We start from the raw sequence: 16,875 nt of genomic DNA, 5'->3' as shown, positions 1-16,875 counted from the left end.
CTCGTGCTGCCGACGATGTTTTATCTCGGTTCTTCGATCACGTGCCGCCTCCTCGCGCTGAGCTCTTTCGATGGATACCCTGGATAAGAGCCGATTTGGTGTCTCTGTGGAAGGAGTTGTCGGCCGGGTCGAGCTGTATCGGAACTGACCGCGTCAGTTCGCCAGGGAGTGAACTACCGCGTTCGGACGTCGTTTTCGCGGACTGTTTTCGAATGGCCGCTGTAGCTGTCACAAACTTGCAGTATCAGGCTTTCGATCCCTCCTATGAACTTTACGACTGGAGAGTCCCGGTGGACGGAATGGGCTCCAAGGTAGGGGACGCGGTATTGCGCTGCTACCCGGCAGTGAAGATCAGTTGGTACGAAGCGACGTCTTTTTGTCGGTGGCTTTCATCATCTCTTGCTTGGTGCGAAGGAGCGAGACTGCCCACCGAGGAGGAATGGGAGTATGCGTGCAGGGCTGGTACGACAAGCGAATACTGGAACGGCAATCACGAAGATGAGTTGAGTGCTGTTGGATGGTACGACAAAAACTCAGACCACAGGCCGCACAGCGTTGGCCGGAAAGCATCCAACCCTTGGGGCTTGTTTGATATGCACGGGGGCGTCTGGGAATGGACCGCAAGTGCTTTCGATCGGACGCAGGAGCGTTCCGAAACGAATGTCGAGCCGGGCGCGGCTGGAAATGTGTCGGGTTCAGGTGAGCAGAAGGAGCACTTTGAGGTTACTCGCACCATGCGAGGTGGGAGCTGCTGGGATGATGCACTAAGTGCCCGGGCTTCTTTTCGACTGGAAGGTGTGCCGTCGCTACAGATTCAGTCGAGAGGGTTTCGTGTGTTACTACCGGCACTCGAGGGCGAATCTTCCCGACCGGAAGGAAGCGGTGGGGCGTGAGGCAAGCGGTCTGGGCATGCGGAAGGAGAACTCGAAGCGCAAGCCGGGGCAAGGGCGCCGAATCTGCTGCGCTTAGCTAGAACGCGGCTCTTTGCTTCAGGGACACCCACTGGGTCTTGGAAGCCAGAATCAGGTGGTCGACGAGCCGGATCCCGATCAGGTCGCCAGCTTGCGCCATCCGGCGGGTGAAGGCCAGGTCTTCGGCGCTAGGTGAAGGATCGCCCGAGGGGTGGTTGTGGGCGAGGATGATGCCAGCGGCGTTGGTCAGGAGGGCCATCTGGAAGAGGGCGCGGGGTTCGACGGCGGCTCGGTTGAGGGTGCCGAGGTAGGCGATCTGCCAGGCGATGAGGCGGTTGCGGGTGTCTAGGTAGACGGCACACATGGCTTCTTGCGGCCGGTCGTGGAGCTGCCCGTTGAGGAATTCGGCGACGGCTTTCGGGTGGGTCAGCGAGACGTCTTCGTAGGGCGTGTCCTCTTCGCGAACCAAGGCGAGGCGGTAGCGGGTGATGGTCTCCATCTTAGCGGCTTCGGCCGACTGCTGGACCCGCTCGGACTTCAGTAGCTCCATCTGCTTCTTGTTGGTCTTCCTGTTCATCTGCGTCTCCCTTTCGGCTGGTGTCGTTTGCTCCTTCACACGAGCCGAGGAGCAATGGCTCCAGACGGAGGGCCAGACGCACGCAGTGCCTGCGCACGGCGCGAGGAGCCCCAAGCGGAGGCCGTGACAGCTCAGCTGGCGCAGCCGAGGCGGGAAGAGACGAGCTGGCCGCAGCCGAAGCTGCGGATAGAGGGAAGATCGAGAGAAGAGACGGGAGGGACTGTTTGAGCGGGACCCTGGAGGCCGCTGCCGCGAGGGGAAGACGGAGCCGACGCCTCTCCTGAAGCGGAGCCCTACAGAAGACTGATGAGTGTCGCCTTGAGCTCGCCGGGCTCCGCGGGCGGCTGGCCGCCAAGAGCCTCGATGATGTGCATCAGTTGCTGGCTTGTGAGCCGCAGAGAGAACTGCTGAGCGCCCTCGAGCGGTCCGAGTGAGCGACCCGGGGTCTCGACCGCCGCCGCCTTCTCGACTTCCGCTCGAGCGATCGGAAGCGCGCGGGTACCTTTCCGGCCGAGCAGCTTCTTCTGGCGATCTTCTGGCAGCTTCCTGAAGAGGCGGAAGGTCTCAGGCGACTGAAGCAGGCCGCGATCGAGCGCTTCCTTCGAGGGGCCGGTCGCCTTCAGAAGCGCCAAGTGCTTCGAGACGAACGACTGCCCCTTGCCGAGGAGGCGTGCGACGTCCCCCTTCGGCATCTGGAGCTCGTCGATGAGGGTCTGGATGGTGCGAGCGATCTCCATCATGTCAAGGTCTTCGCGCTGGATGTTCTCGGTGAGCTGGACGACGAGGCGCTGACCGGGGTCGTCGAGGTCGGCGAGGACCATGCACGGGACGTTGCTCTTGCCCGCTCTCGAGGCAGCCAGTAGTCGCCGTTCGCCGGCGACGAGGATGTAGGCGTCTTCCTGGTTGGGATTCGGCCGGACGAGAAGCGGCTGCTGGACACCGATCGCTTCGATGCTCGCTGCGAGTTCGTCGAGGTCGCGCGGTTCTTTGCGAGGCTGCTCGGGGTCCGGTTGAATGGCCTCGATCGGGATCATCAGGACCTCCCGCGAGGCGCTGGGGTGGGTCTTGGCAATCTCGGCTAGCTGCTCCAGGGTGCTATTCACAGGCGAATCCTCCACAGAGTTCGCGCCACTGCCTTTTGGTCTCGGGTGCGGCACGGCTGAAGCGCCAGACGGGCACGCCGGCGTCGAGGGCGTCAGGGACAGCGACCCGCAGCGGCAGGAACGGCTTCGTGAGCTCGATGTGCCGGGCGATCTCGGCGATGTAGAAGGCGTGCTGCTTGGAGCGCTTGATGTAGCGGTTGATGATGGCGCGGGAGCGCACGCCGGGGTTGAGCCGGCGGGCGAAGCTCAGTGTGTTCAAAGTGTGGGAGAGGCCGGAGATCGAGTAGGCGTTGGGCTCTAACGGGGTCAGGCAGACATCGCACCAGAGGATCGGCCCCACGTGCCGCAGGCCGATTGCCGGCGGGGTGTCGACGACGATCAGGTCGTAGGGGAGCTGCCGCAGCTCGTCGCGAATCGGCAGAGCTTGCTCGAGGCTGTACTCGGCGTCGAGCGCGTCGAGGTGCTGGTGCCCGTGCAGTACCTCGACTCCGGAGGCCGTCGGAATCGGGTCGAGTGGCGTTCTGGAGAACAGATGGGCCGAGCCACCGTTCTTCTTCGGCAGGGACAGGTCCAGCGTCAGGGTCAGCGTCGCGTTGGCCTGGGTATCGAGGTCGATCAGGAGAACCCGCTTGTGCTTCTCGATGCCGGCGAGCGCCAGGTGGCAGGCGAGGACGGTCTTGCCGACGCCGCCCTTCTGGTTTGTGACGGTGAGAACTCTCGTCACGGAGCTCTCCTCGGGTTCCATGGGCTTGGCAGCACGAGGTCGGCGGTCGTTTCGACGTTGAAGAGGTAGCCCGGGCGGATCTGTAGGGTCGGCTGGAGGTTCAAGTTGCGGCGGGTGACCTCAGCTGTCGTCCGGCCGACCTCTTGGCCGAGGGCAGCGGCCGCAATCTGGCTCGCCGAAGGAGCGCCTCCGTCGGCAGACTCCTGCGGTTGGCTGAGCTGCACGCCGGCGGTGATCGCCGAGAGCAGGATGGCGCTGCCAAAGGTGCGGACGAAGTGGTTGTTGACCTGGTCGCGGACGCCGGCCATCGCGGCCAGATCGGCACCGGGCATGCCGCGGAGGTCAAGGCTGCTGCCGTCCGGGAACACAAGGCGCGTCCACGCCAGGAGCACGCGCTTCTGGCCCCACGCGATGCGGTTGTCGTAGCTGCCGAGCAGTCTCGAGCCCTGGGGAATGAGCAGGTGTCGCCCCGTGGTCGAGTCGTAGACGTTCTGTCGAACGAGAGCCTGCGTCTGGCCGGGCAAGTCGGAATTGATGCCGGCGACGAGGATCGCTGGGATGAGGGTTCCCTGCCTGAGCTCGTAGGGGGAGAGGGGCGTCTGGATGCTGACAGGCAGATAGGTCGAGCGCTCCTCCTCGCGAGCGCGCCGCAGAAAGGCGTCTTTGCGATCGAGGAGGTTCGGGTCTCCGCTTCCAGCTGTACCTTGGGCGGTTGGCCGCGGTCCTTGGCGTGCCGACTACGGCCGTCGAAGCACTACTTCCAGAATCTCGAGAGGAGTGGAAGTACTACGAGGCTGCGGACGCGGATTACTCTGGCTATACGGGCTACTTCAGGACTCAAGCCGAAGTCGATCGGTTTGTCGAAGGCGTTGAGGCGCGGCTGAACTCCGGCAAGGAAACGTGAGTGGGGCTGTCGGTTCTCCTAGAAACAAAGGGGTGAAGAAGATGAAAAACCTGAAGGAACTAAGGCGGCACATAACCAGTCTTCGGGACTCCGTCAAGAGCAGGAAAGCGGGTCTCGCAGCTTGGAAGACCGAGGAAGAGGCGGGCTGGTACGACTACTCGATGAAGGTCTCTGACGAGACCAGGGAAGAGCTTAATCAGATCCGTGACGAACTGGATGAGATCATTGGTGAGGTGTTGAAGTAGCCGGCGTTAAGTGCGCGCCAAGTGGCTTAGGTCGGTCTGGACCAGATGCCTAGAGGCCCCCGAGCTATTGGTCTGGTCTCAGAAGAACCGAGAGGCTTCCGCTAGCTTCGTACGGTGCTAGACGAGGCACTTGCCATCCGCATCCCTGTGGCTTTCAGCTGGCGCCGCGGCGACCACTTTCGGAATAGTCGAGCTAGGTAGAAACGAGGACCAGGCGTTCGCCCTACGTCTCCACGCAATGAGGATCCACGATCCAACCTTCTTCGATGTGGGCATTCTGCGGGATCCCGAAGCTCTTGTTCGAAACGGCCCATGCCGCCTGGATCGCACACAGGAGTGCGTCCAGCCGATCTCCTTTGAAGTCGTCGCCGAGCTCCTCCCTGACCTCGTCATCTAAATCCACCGAGACTCCGTATTGCTTCGGCAAGCGGCCTGAGAGGACCGCGGCGATCAAGTCGCGGCGAGCGTCGCGCATTGCCGATGTGTCCTTGCTCTTCGTTTCGGTCTTGTAGGGCCTGCGACCGATCGCCCACCGTGCGACGCGACCCGGATAAGCCTCCAGAACAAGCGAGTCACAACCGTTTGGTCGGCAGGGGAGAACCGAACACGGCGACCGCTCAATCCGTGGTGCTCCTTCCACGAACATCTTGGCCAGCGGAACGCCGTGAGTCTTCATCGGGCTCAAGGAGCCAGCGCAAACGTCTGTTGCTCGTTGATGTTCTTTATCTCCCGGAGGCTGCCTTGCTTTGTAGTCCTGAAGCAGCTCGACAAAGCCAGCCTAGCCGAGCTGCTGAGCCCCCTGGCCATAGTCTTCCCATCGTGGACTCCAGCCAACAGCCTGCACGAATCTCGACGGCTGGCCGAAGGGGAAGTCGATAGCCGTTACTCGAGGTCCCGGCTGTTGGAGGAGCTTCTGAAACGCTGCGAAGTTGTACAAGTTCTTGAGGGGCTTGATTAGACTTAGCCTCCGCCCATTCAGTTGACCATGAGCGACTGTCAGCGGCTTCGACGGCGACGGGGCGCTAGTGAAATCGATCCCTGTAATCAGAACGTTCTGGGTGCGCCTATTCACTAGCCGACAACCTCAACGAACTCTGCAATGACCCGCACGTCCTGTTCCTCCTTGGGCGTCAGGACAATAGGCGGATACTCGGCGTTAAGCGGTTTCAGCGTGATTCGGGTGTGCTGCCAGCCAGTTTCAGCGTCAGCAGTCTTCTCACTGCTGTACACCTTCAGCGTGTACTGCCCGCCGGTGTGCGGGTCATCGATCCCTGAGTGCCAGACCAGGAGTCGCTTCCCTTGTCGCGTCCCAGCGCCTGGCTCTCGGAAGAGGCAATAGGAACCGTTCGGGACCTCGGGCTCCATCGAGTCGCCCAGCACTTTGGCGACGAACATGCCGGGCTCGAACTTCGTCGAGGTCTCCCAGGTGATCCACTCGTCAGCCCACTCGGCCGGATCAAGGCTCGCCTGCTCCTCGCTCCAAGAGCCGGCGGCGGCTCGAAGCGTGGTGAGGGGCACGCAGATCGAGAAGCGCTCCTCGGGCTTCGGCTCCACGTGGGTAAACGGCAGCACAACGTCGCCGTCGCTGTGTTTCGACAGCACGGCGCGCAGCTCGGTCGCGGCGCGGCATATTTCAAACGCCCACTCTCCGTATCGTCGCGAGTTGTTCACCGCTGCAACCCACTTCTTGGCTGCGGCGTTCTTGGCGAGTACTCGGTCCGGCTCCCAAGTCTCGCCGCCGCCCCCTTTGCTCTCGAGCATGAGCTGCTTGCCGCCCCGGAGCTTCACCACGAAATCTGGCTCGTATTGGTGCGGCTGGCCCTGGTACTCGTAGGGCACGGCGAGGCCCACGTTCCGGTCGTTTGGCGTGTAGTACTCGACACAGTCCATGTCTTCGAGAATCTGAATCGTTCGCACCTCGTCGAGCGCATCGCCCTTCGGCTTCTTGCCCTTGCCACTCTGCACCATTGCGAGGTTCAGATGGCTTTTCGTCAGCCGCTCCACCGGTCGGGTCGTTCGATAGCTCACCTCGGCAGTCGTCACGAAGGGTTTGAAGGAATTCACGACCGGCAAGAGTGGTGCTTCCTCGGCGGCCACCGCCGGCAAGATGCCATCGCGTACTCGCTTTGCGAGGAGTTCGGCGTACTTCTGAAGGCCGAGTTCTTTCTTGTTGACGCCAGTGGCGAAGCGGACCTTCTTCTTTACATAGCTCTGGATGATCGCAACGATCTCGGGAAAGAGCTGGTGGCGAGCCAGCAACCCTCTTTTGGCCCGTTCGCTGTCACTTTCCTCCGCTCCTTGAATCAGATCATCGACAATCATTTGGGCCAGCTTGTAGACAATCTGCTGAAACCGGATGTTCTTGTAGTAAACCTCGCGGGTCTGGCGAACGAACTCGTCGCTCTGCAAAGCGTCGGCCTCGTCGTGATACCCGCGAGTCGCGACGAGGTAAACCTCGGTCGGCTCCTTGTCGACAACAAAACCCTCGAGTGAGTCGACGTCGCATCGGATCCCGGAACCCCGGAGGCCGTATGTGTAGCTTTCGACGACAGGCATCCGGAGCTCAAACTCGCTGCGCTCGGACAACGCGTAGATGTGGTGATAGACGGGATCAGGCCGATCGACGTCCTTTGCCTTGCCCTTGAACGGAATGAGGGAGAAGGGGATGCCATAGACGTCCACATACTCGGCCGGAAGCAGCCCTGTCTCTGAGTCCGGCACGTAGCTCATGCGCCGCAGGCCGCGTCCTACGACTTGCTCACACAGGAGCTGACTGCCAAAGGCCCGGACGCCGAGCACGTGGGTCACATTCGAGGCGTCCCATCCTTCGGTCAGCATCGAAACCGACACGACGCAGCGCACGTGCTCCCCAGCTTGGCCCTTCTTACCAACTGTATCGATGATCTCCCGAAGCGCCAGGGCGGCTTCGTCTTTGGTCTGGTCGCCCTCGGTCTCGATCTTGGCTAGCAGTTTCGTGTCGATTCGAACCGTGCGTCGATGTCGTTCGTCGTTTTCGAGAAGTGGGAAACCGATGCCGGTCCCGCCGTAGACCGTCTTCTTTTCGGTCTTCTTACCGTCTTCCGAAGGCACTTCGACCTCGCGCTCGCCGCTGATCTTCTCGAAGAAGACCTGAGCAATGTTGGTGTTGTCGCACACCACGATCAGCACCGGCGGCACGGGATTGTCGTCGGCGCTCTTGTCGCGGATCTCCTCGAATCGTGTCTGCCACTGGCCGGCAAGCGTTTTGAGAGCGCCCCCGGCCTCGCGGAAGACCGAGTCCGGTTTGGGGCGCTTGCCCACCTTGTCCACCGGCTTGAGGCTCTCTTTGATGCTCTCCCACAGCCGGTAGTACTTCGGATTCGGCCGGCCAGCCTCATCCTTACTACTAGAGTCGTCCCGCACGGGAAGCCGCGGCACCTTGACGATGCCGCACTCGATGGCGTCCACGAGCCCGAAATCGCTCACGATCCACGGAAACGGGCTGCCTTCTGGGAAGCCTGAGTTCGAAAGATAGAAGGGCGTGGCCGAGAGATCTACCGCTGCCGAGATGCAGGGCTCATCTTCGCCGAGAAGGCCGGCGCTGTTGATCTTGTCGAGGCCGGCGAGCCACACTCGCGCCTCCTCCAGTTCCTCTTTCAGGGCGTCCTTCTCCTCTTTAGTCTTACCTTTCTCCGCCTCCTTCTCCAGCTGCTCGACCTTCTTGTCGGGGTTCGGCCGCCAGCAGTGGTGGCCCTCGTCGTTCAAAACCAGGATCGGCAGCCGGCTCGCGAGCTCACCAAGTCGGTCGCGGGCAAACGCTTCGGGAGTCTCCTCGCCCTTCTGCACCACCTTATAGCTCGTGCCGCCTTCGCTGTGCTCGCTTTTCGGGGCGAAGCCGTGCCAGTTGGTGATGTGGATCCTGCCGGCGCCGAGAAGTTCCCGGTACTTCGATGGCACGATGTCGAACTCGTCGAAGTAGTTGTCAGGGTCTTCTGGGCGCAGAACCTGTAACCGCTTCTTGACGGTGAGGTTCGGCGCGCAGATGAGCACCCCGCTCGGGTAGAGGCGCGTCCCCGGATTGCGACCGCGGTTGCAGAACGCCCAGGCGATGAGCATCGCCATGATGACGGTCTTACCGCTACCGGTCGCCATCTTGCAGCCCAGTCGGCGAAGAGGCAGTAGATCGGGTTCGGCAGCAGGGTCAATCAGGCGCGGGTAGAAGTCGCCCGAGATCTCTTCGAAGTTGGGCAGTTCGCCCACTAGGAGGCTCTTCAGATTCTTGGAGTCGACCTGGAAATTCCTGAAACCGGTGCTCGCCAGGCGCCCAGGAATCGCCAGCTCGAGCAGGTAGATCAGCGTCTCCGTGGCTTCGCGCTGGCAGAAAAACAGGGGGCGCACCAGGTCTTTGCGCGACCAGTGCCGCAAGAGGTCTTTGGTAACCGAGGAAGCTCCTCGGTAGTCAGAATCGCGCCATCGCTTGACGTCCTCTCGAAGACGGTTCACGAGGGGCAGAGGATCGCGCTCTTCCTCCGCGAACAGATCGCTCTGCCCTCCGGCGAGCTTCTTCGACTTGTACCAATACATTGCGGGCCGACGCGCGGGCACGAGCTGAGGAACTCCGTCCTTGTAGCTCCAGTGCTGGTGCGGCTCATCGTACGGATTGTTGATAACAGGCTCGGGCACCGCCTGGGTGGGTGTCCAGCCTGGCGGAGGAGACTCGTCCTGCGAGTAGCGAGCCACCGTCAGCCGCCCTCGCCGAGTTCGTGAATCGCCATCACCTCATTGCCCCGTGGGTCGATAACCTTCACTGCGAGGCGGTTGTACTTGCCGGCCTTGAAAGGGAGGGACTCGGTGCCTTCGAAGGCGGCGAAAGCCTCAGGATCGGCTGATGAGCCAAGCGCCTTGGCGATCTTGTCCCAGGCCTTCTGATCGGGAAAGAAAGCCTGGGTGGTGCAGAAGCACCGCCCGTCGTAGTCCTGATCCAGGAACCAGGCGGCGACCTTGGACGCGCCGGTGGACTTCACCTCGCTCGTCAACGGGTCGTAGATATCGACACCAACAAGCTCGCAGACCCATTCGCCGTCTCCGTTCTGGCTGGTGCTGATTTCCGGCTGACCGAAAACGGTGAAGAGCTGGCTGTTCGGTGTCTCCTTGAGGAATCCATCCATCGCCGGGTTCACATCGGGCCGAATGTACGCCTGGTGAATGCGAAGCCTAGGATGACTCGACTCCTGGATCACGCCCGATGCCGACGCGTCGAATGAGAATCCTGCAATAACCAGCTCGTCGTAACGGCGCGAGGCCCGAATGAGCTCTTCGACCTGAAGAGCCGTGACCGGGCCGTACTGGGGTCCGAAGCCGATACCGACGTGGTTCGCCGTGTCGTCGTCCTCGCCGTCCCAGATAGCCTCGGCATGGATCAGCTCGCCACCGCTGTCCGAGGACTCAAACAGCGGTTCGATCCGCGCAAGCTTCCGGTGCTGGTTGTTGGGAAAGGTCACACCGTCCGAGCGGAGCAACTGGACCATCCTGGTTAGGTATGCCGTGAGGTTCTGGGGATCAGACTGCGGCAACGGGTCCACGTCTTTGCCAGCGCTCTCATCGAATGTGTTTGGCGTGCCATCGAACAGTCCCTCCTCGCCAATTGAAAGCTCCTCCGGCCGTACACCTTCGACCGTGAATGGACCGGAGACCCGCAGAACGCCCTTCGTCGGCTCTGGCTGGTCGACTAGTTCCACTTGATCTCCGTTTGCGGCAATGCACTCATTAACCTCATTCATTTTGCTGAGCCACCCGAGACGGTACGCCTCAACAGCTTCGCGCAGTTCTTCCGGCCAGTCAGGATCAGTGTCAAATGGAATTTCCCACTCGTACCAAGCCTGCGCATCGAAGTCGGTCGTGGTTTTCCCCCGTGTCTTTTCCGAGCGGTCTCGGTTTTGAGGCGGAAGTAGCCACCGTCGCTGGTCCGCCTCGGTAACGGCGTTCTTTCCTTCGGAGCGCTGTTTGTGTGCAAGCTTGTCAGCGAGCTTTGAGCGTATGCCGCCCGACACGCCAGCCAACGCAGCGTTGCAGGCCGTAGCACACTCTTCCAAGACGCCTTGATGTTTCTCCAGAATCGGGTCGAGGTTCGTGTTCTTAGTGATTGAGCCAAGTGTGATGTGTGCGCTCACCTGGTATTTGAACCCAGTGCCAGGGTCTTCGTGTGGCCCTCGGCTCCCACCCCTGCTTGCGTGGTGGGTGAACTTCTCGCACAGCAGTCGCTGCCTGGCGATTGCGACTGCAACCCTACTAGTGTCGATAGTGACCCAGCGCCTGCCCCATTGTTCTGCGGCAACAGCCGTCGTCCCGGCACCACAGGTGGGATCCACGACGAGATCACCCGGATCCGTAGTCATCAAAATGCAGCGCTCAATGACCTTCGAGTTTGTCTGTACGACGTAGAGCTTCTCGCCGGTGAAGCCGCCAGACGCTGTGTCCTCCCAGGAGTTATTCAGCGGCACGACATCGAAGTCGTCTAGATATCTCACATAAGCGAGAGATCTCCCTGATCGAATGACTCGGCCAGCACCCTCCAGGCGCCTCATTCCGCCCCTATTAGTTTTCCAGTGGAGCCTTCTGGGCAGGAGGGTCAGTTGTCCTTCGAAGTCAGCGTCGAAGGTGCAGGTGCTCACGTAGCCTGATGAGGTGAGGTTGTCTATCCGAAAAATCTGAAGATCGGAACTCACAGCCTCGTTCCTTCCGATCCTTCGCCTTTCGCCAGATCTTGAGTCCTGGACCCATTGGTACATTCCGATGCTGCCCCGCTTTGGGCGAGGTTTTCGACGGTACAACTGCCTGTATTTGATGTCAGCGGGGTTCTTGCAGTACCAGAGCAAGTAGTCCGAAACTGAGGCAATAACGTTGGTCTTCGCGTACGGACTGCTCGCTCCGGCGGTCTTTCGAACGCAAATCAGCGAACAGAAAGACTGCGAGCCGAAGACTTCGTCCATCACTGCCCGAACGCGGTGAACATGGTCATCACTGATCTGTACGAAGATGCTCCCTGATTCTGCCAGCAACTCGCGAGCTCCAACCAGGCGATCCCGCAGATACGGAAGGTACGAGTGCACACCGAGGTGCCAGGTGTCGCGAAAGGCACGGACCATCTCGGGCTCGCGCGTGAGGTCTGTCTCTTTCTCCCGAACGTCGCGTTTGCCGACAACCGGCTGAAAATTGCTACCGAACTTGATCCCATAAGGTGGATCCATATAGACCATCTGCACTTGTCCAACCAGCCCCTCGCGACGAGCCAGCGAAGACATCACCTGTAGGGAGTCGCCGAGTATCAGTCGGTTCGCCCAGTCGACGTCGTGCCGGTAGAACTGGACTGCCTCTTGGTACGGTTGTTCTGGGTCGGCAAAGAGGTCGCGCTGGATGTCTTCCCGCATCGCTGTTCGCACAATGGCCTGCGCGGCGACTCTCTCGTGGATGTGGAGTGCCACTGGATCGACCTCGAAATCGCCGCGCTCCTGCGCCTCACGCTTGCCTGCCCATTCCAGCCAGGGGTCGTAGTGGGAGGTGGCCTCGCGCAGCTCGCTCTGCTCGGCCTCGGTGAGCTGCCGGCGGCCCGCCTCAGCAATCAGATCCTGAAGTCGATCCGCCGCCCCCGTGGGATCGAACCTGAGTACCGGCGGCAGGTGCGGGTTGTACGCGTACTTGGCCTTCTCGACTTTTGGCACCGTCCCTTCCGCCGCAATCTTCGCCGGCGGGATGTTCGTGCGCGTCTCACCATCGTGCCGGTAGTCGGTAGTCTCGGTCTTGCCCTTCTTCCTTGGCTTCTTCTTCGGCGCCTTGGCGCGCAACTCCTCGAGCGTTGGCTGAGGCTCTTTCTTCGGCGCCGCGGCTGCCTTGTCCGGATTCAGAGCAGTCGCTTCCGGCGCCTTGCTGCCAAACAGCTCCTCGAGCGCCACAACCGTCGCATCGTCCGGCAGCCGCTTGCCGGTCTCCCAGGCTGAGACCTCGTTCTGGGTAACCTCCGCCAGCTCTCCGAGCTCCGTCTGGTTCATCTTTTGTGCCTTCCGCTGCTGGCGGATCCAGGCGCTTAGGGGGTTTCGAGTCATGTGTTCAGTCCCTCTTCCAAATCGATCTCGAGAGCCGTGGCGATCTCGCGGATCACCGAGGCTGGCGTTTCGCGCACTGCCCGTGCCGGAAAGCGAAGGACGTTGTAACCCCTGGCCTGAAGAAAAGCGTCTCGCGCTGCATCCTGGGCCTTCGTGGTGTCGTGTTGGTCGCCATCCACCTCGACAGCAAGCCTTGCTCCTGCATTCAGGAGAACAAAATCTACCTCTATGTCCCCAATGACCTTATGAACTTCCGGCGACCAGCCCTGGACCGCCATCCAGCTGAAGAGATCAAGCTCCGCCGGACTCGTTTCGCGGAGCGTCGTGACGTCCTCGGCATACCTAGTCAACTCGCCAAGGATTCCCGGCTGCCGCCGACACGCAGCGTAGTCAGCAACGAAGAAGAGCGCCTCTCGGGCTCGGGTCACCGCGACATTGATGAGGTTACGAGGGCTCTCGACCCAACGGGCAGCGCCATCCGTGATGCCCTTGGCGACAACGGGGCTGAAGATCATGACGTCGCGCTCGTCACCTTGGAAGCGGTGAGCCGTCCCGGTAGCGACGCCCCGAGACATGCCCAGCCCGTCGAGCTGCGTTTCAATCAAGTCGACCTGAGGTCGAAAGGGACTGACGACACCGATCGTGAAGCCCGCGAATTGGTCGTTGCCGCGAAGTTGCTGCACCAGTTCGACCACCTTTTCGGCTTCGTTCCGATTGCGCCAGCTTCGACCGCGGTCACCGCGCTCGCAGGCCCCCTGGATGTTTACGCCATGGACTCCCGGGCCGCCGGGCACCTGGACACCGTGACCGGGCTCCTTCCGGAGTCGCAGTCGCTTTTGGTACACATGCTGGTTGGCGAAGCCGATGATGAGAGGGTGGCTCCGGTAGTGGTCGAGAAGTGCGATGACGTCGGAATATCGCTTTGGTAAGCATTGCACTGCGGTTGAGTAGACGTTGTTTTCAGCATGGCCGAGAAGGTCCAGCCACTCTTCGACCTCGTAGGTTCTCGCCAAAGCCTGTTCGGCGCCTGAGGTCAGCGTGGGAATCGCCGGCAGCTGCTCTGGGTCGCCGATAACGACCAGGCGTTTAGCCCGGTAGACGAGGGGCAGCAAGTTGGTAAGGGTGCACTGGGTCGCTTCGTCGATGATCAACAGGTCGAAGAGGCCTGGCACGAGCGGGAGCGCTTGGGGCGAAAGAGCAGTCGTGATCCAGATGGGAACGGCTCTCAGAACCCTCTGAAAAAGCTCGTAGTCGTCTTCCGTGATGCGCTGTCTCTGAGTCTTGTAGTGTTTGAGAAGAGTGCTCAAGTCCTCCTGGATTGTGGGATCGTCCGCCAACTTGGTGACCCACTTCTCCTTGGCGAGATCGAACGACAGCGCTTCGAGTTGCTGATCGATTTGCTCGATTCGGGCGCGGAGTCGCTCAGGGTTGAACTCGACAAAGGCTTGAGTGATTTCCTCGGTTGGCCACTCGTCTTCCTTGCCGGCCAAGACGTCACCAACGAGATCCTGAATCGCCTTGCGGCCGGCGCCGGTCGGGATCTCGTCCGCCGCCTGAGCCAGTTTCTGGCGCGCCCACTCCCGCTCATCCGCGACGAGTGTCTGCTTCTCGATCCGGACTTTCTCGACGAACTGCCGCCATTCTCCAAACCACGCACCACAGGTCTCGAGGTGGCGAAGCGGCTCGTCGCTTTCGACCGGCAGGCGGTCGTGCGACCCGAATTCGCCAACGACAGCGGCGGGGCGTCTCTCCCACCAGCTTCGGATAAGCTGCTCCTCACTCGAAACCTGGGCCAATGAAGCCTCGGCAGCGCGAGCCTGTCCTTCGAGTTCGCGTGCAACGCGCCAGGTTTCGATCAGGCTCGTGAATGGCTCTGAGTACAGCGCTTGCCGGGCAGCCACCACCTGGCTCACTCCGGAGTCTGCACCAAGAGCGAGGACCGCTTGATTGAAGGCTAGGCCCTGTCCCTCGACCCAGGCTTCCTTGAGTGGTATCCCCGACCCTGTGGCCTGGTATTCGTTCGCGATACTCCTGAGGCTGTCCAGCACCTCGTCCCGCGTCTCTCGCTTCGTCCAGGCAGCAGCAGCCAGCCCACAGAGCTCGGTCCGTTTGGAGAGAACATTGGCAAAGGCCCGCCACTCGCCAAGGTCTCCGGTGTCTGGTGCACCGGCGGCGTCGGCGGCTCTCGCCTTCGCGCGCAGGTGGGCCAGAGACTTCTCGATCTCACTCGCCTCGGCTTGGGCGTCTTGCCACTTTGCGCGGGTTTCGAGCCACGATTCCGTTTGCTCGACGACCTCTCCCAGGCCGGAGCGGCTGGCGTCATCCAGTCTTCCGATCCTCTGCCACAGCGAAAGTGGGAATGAAGATCTGAGTTTTCGCTCGCACGCCTTCAGCCTGCGGCCGAGCCGGCTCTTGCGGCTCCAGGGAACCCACGCGCCTCGGGTTGCCGGAAGAGTGCAGTACTCGGAGTAATGGCTCGTCCACAGGACCAGGAGATCGGGCTCCACTGCGACGCTCTCCGGCACTCCGAGAGCGAGGACGACAGCTCGCTGACGCTCCATGCCCTCGCGCGCCTCTTCGACACGGCGAGTCGCCGGCTCGAGTTCCTCGCAGGCCTCCGCGACTCGCCGCGAAACGTCGAGCGCTCCCGTCGCCCAAGCCTTCGCCTCCTTCGAGCCCGACCAGGCCTCGTAGGCACTCTTCCACTCGTACGATTCAAGACTCCGCTCGAGAGGTGTGGACAATAGCGTTCGAAACCTCCCTAGCCAGGCCTCGAGCAGTTCGGGGCCCGGCCCCGACGTCAGCCATTCCCAACTCCTCACCGATGAAGAATCCAGCCCAATGCTCTGCGCTGCTCGATCTCGTGATGACTTGGCATCGCGGATCTCTGCGGCGAGGCTTTCCCTTCGCTCGTTGGCCTGCCCAATCTCGCGTCGCGCGTCGCCCAGGCGCTGGACCCAGTTCTCGAGCGGAGTTAGTACGTCGTCTGCGAAAGATTCGGCCCGGCCGGAGTAGCCTAGGTTTCGGAGACCCGCGCGAGCCGCCTCCTCGGCTGACTCGAGGTCCGCAACGGCTTGCTGGTAGTTGCTGTAGGCATTGAGAGCAGAGCGCAAGGCCTCGTCGAGTCGCTGTGGGAGTTTGCTGTCGAGGAACTTCTGGAGTTCTTGCTTGTCGCTGACAAGCCGGCCCTGTCTCCCCTGACCTTCATTCGCGGTGCCTGTAGCTCCGCCTCCTGCAGCAGCGATGACGTTGAGGGTTCGACGAAGAGCGTCCTCTAAGTTGGAGGCCCTCTTCGAGCCTGCCCGGATGGCGATCGGGAATTCACCTTCGAACTTCTCGACACGCTCGCGGACAACATCGACGGCCTGGTTGTTGTTGCTGGCAAAGAGAACGCTCGTGCCTTGGGCCCACGCGTTGAGCAGGCTCGATACGACCACCTGACTCTTGCCAGTACCTGGAGGACCGCTGATGACAGTGACAGGCTTTCCCTGAAGAATGCCGCTCACGGCTCGGTGCTGCCACTCGTCGAGAGGGACGATAGGCAAGACTGAAGCTTCCGGAAGAGCCTCTGCAGATCCAATGTCCTCGAGAAGTTCCAGGCCGCCGATTTGGGCTTTGGGCTCTTTAAAGCGCTCTTCCAGCTTCTGGAAATCGCTCATGAGGTGGCGGTAGAAGGCGGAGGTCGAGCTGGGAGGAGTGAACAGGACCCAGGGGGTCGGGATCTGCGAGACCTTGTCCGCCGGGAAGTCCTGGTGAAGAAGTTCCCCGAGCTCAGGGAGATCCTGAGCAATGATATCCGCTAGCACCCGAGTCAGGCCTTCGCCGGTCTCCTGATGCTGCTTCTCGGCTCGTTCCAGGCGCTGGGGGAACCACTCCTCTAGTGGGCTGTCCGGCACGACATTCAGGCGCTCGAGTAGGGAGTACACGAGGGGGGAGATCTCCCAGTTGCCTTGGTCCGGGACGATGGCGAGGGCCCACTCAGCGTTGACGACGACTTTGACCTGACGATAGAGGACCGGCAACCATTCGACGTTCCAGTTCTTCCCTCGCCCTCTCTGCCACCGGAACCAGCAAGGGCCACCCAGAAAGAGGTCCTCGACATCCTCACGTCGAACGCTCCTGGCCATCGATTCACTAACGAGAGCGTTCTCATTCAGCGGCCAGGGACCGGCGAGGTCGGCTGGCTCGAATGCCTTGAGTGATGACCACCGGTTCGAATCAGCTTTGCCCGCCGGAAGTGCGAAGAATGCCTCCTCGGCCCTTCGCGTTACTTCCTTGTGGAAGCGGATGACCTGAAGCCAGGGAATGTCCCGTCGGTTCTGCATGACTTTAG

Annotated in this window: 10 protein-coding genes; 2 read left to right on the top strand and 8 right to left on the bottom strand. The window is 61.4% G+C overall.

The annotated features are described in order from the left end of the window. Positions 1-98 precede the first annotated feature (98 nt). Positions 99-893 carry a formylglycine-generating enzyme family protein gene (locus GY769_03390; protein ID MCP4200958.1) on the top strand — a complete coding sequence of 265 codons (795 nt, stop codon included), beginning with the start codon at positions 99-101 and terminating at the stop codon, positions 891-893. 76 nt (positions 894-969) lie between these two features. Here GY769_03390 and GY769_03385 read toward each other — a convergent pair whose 3' ends face one another. From GY769_03385 to GY769_03370, 4 genes are all read right to left on the bottom strand, one after another. Then, positions 970-1,488, bottom strand: a complete 519-nt coding sequence (locus GY769_03385) for a JAB domain-containing protein (GenBank protein ID MCP4200957.1) — start codon at positions 1,486-1,488, stop codon at positions 970-972. 293 nt (positions 1,489-1,781) lie between these two features. Then, positions 1,782-2,591, bottom strand: a complete 810-nt coding sequence (locus GY769_03380) for a ParB/RepB/Spo0J family partition protein (GenBank protein ID MCP4200956.1) — start codon at positions 2,589-2,591, stop codon at positions 1,782-1,784. Then, complete coding sequence (locus GY769_03375; protein ID MCP4200955.1) at positions 2,584-3,315, bottom strand: ParA family protein; 732 nt, start codon at positions 3,313-3,315, stop codon at positions 2,584-2,586. Before GY769_03375 ends, GY769_03380 begins: the two co-directional genes overlap by 8 nt. Beyond that, positions 3,312-3,968, bottom strand: a complete 657-nt coding sequence (locus tag GY769_03370; GenBank protein ID MCP4200954.1) for a hypothetical protein — start codon at positions 3,966-3,968, stop codon at positions 3,312-3,314. Before GY769_03370 ends, GY769_03375 begins: the two co-directional genes overlap by 4 nt. Before the next feature lie 283 nt (positions 3,969-4,251). On the opposite strand from GY769_03370, the gene GY769_03365 reads away from it, so the two are divergent. After that, entirely contained in the window at positions 4,252-4,464 is a 213-nt protein-coding gene (locus tag GY769_03365; protein MCP4200953.1) for a hypothetical protein, read from the top strand. Between the two features lie 223 nt (positions 4,465-4,687). On the opposite strand, the gene GY769_03360 is transcribed toward GY769_03365, so the two are convergent. From GY769_03360 to GY769_03345, 4 genes are all read right to left on the bottom strand, one after another. Further along, complete coding sequence (locus GY769_03360; GenBank protein MCP4200952.1) at positions 4,688-5,140, bottom strand: DUF429 domain-containing protein; 453 nt, start codon at positions 5,138-5,140, stop codon at positions 4,688-4,690. A 395-nt stretch (positions 5,141-5,535) separates the two neighbouring features. Continuing rightward, complete coding sequence (locus tag GY769_03355) at positions 5,536-9,183, bottom strand: DEAD/DEAH box helicase family protein (protein MCP4200951.1); 3,648 nt, start codon at positions 9,181-9,183, stop codon at positions 5,536-5,538. A 2-nt stretch (positions 9,184-9,185) separates the two neighbouring features. Next, on the bottom strand, positions 9,186-12,488 hold the full coding sequence (locus tag GY769_03350) for a helix-turn-helix domain-containing protein (protein MCP4200950.1): 3,303 nt from the start codon (positions 12,486-12,488) through the stop codon (positions 9,186-9,188). Positions 12,489-12,538: 50 nt separating this feature from the next. Then, positions 12,539-16,867 carry a DUF559 domain-containing protein gene (locus GY769_03345; GenBank protein MCP4200949.1) on the bottom strand — a complete coding sequence of 1,443 codons (4,329 nt, stop codon included), beginning with the start codon at positions 16,865-16,867 and terminating at the stop codon, positions 12,539-12,541. Positions 16,868-16,875 lie beyond the last annotated feature (8 nt).

Source organism: bacterium, assembly GCA_024224155.1.
Taxonomy (GTDB): domain Bacteria; phylum Acidobacteriota; class Thermoanaerobaculia; order Multivoradales; family JAHEKO01; genus CALZIK01.
The sequence above is the reverse complement of the archived record's forward strand: the minus strand, read 5'-3'. Positions and strand labels throughout refer to the sequence as shown.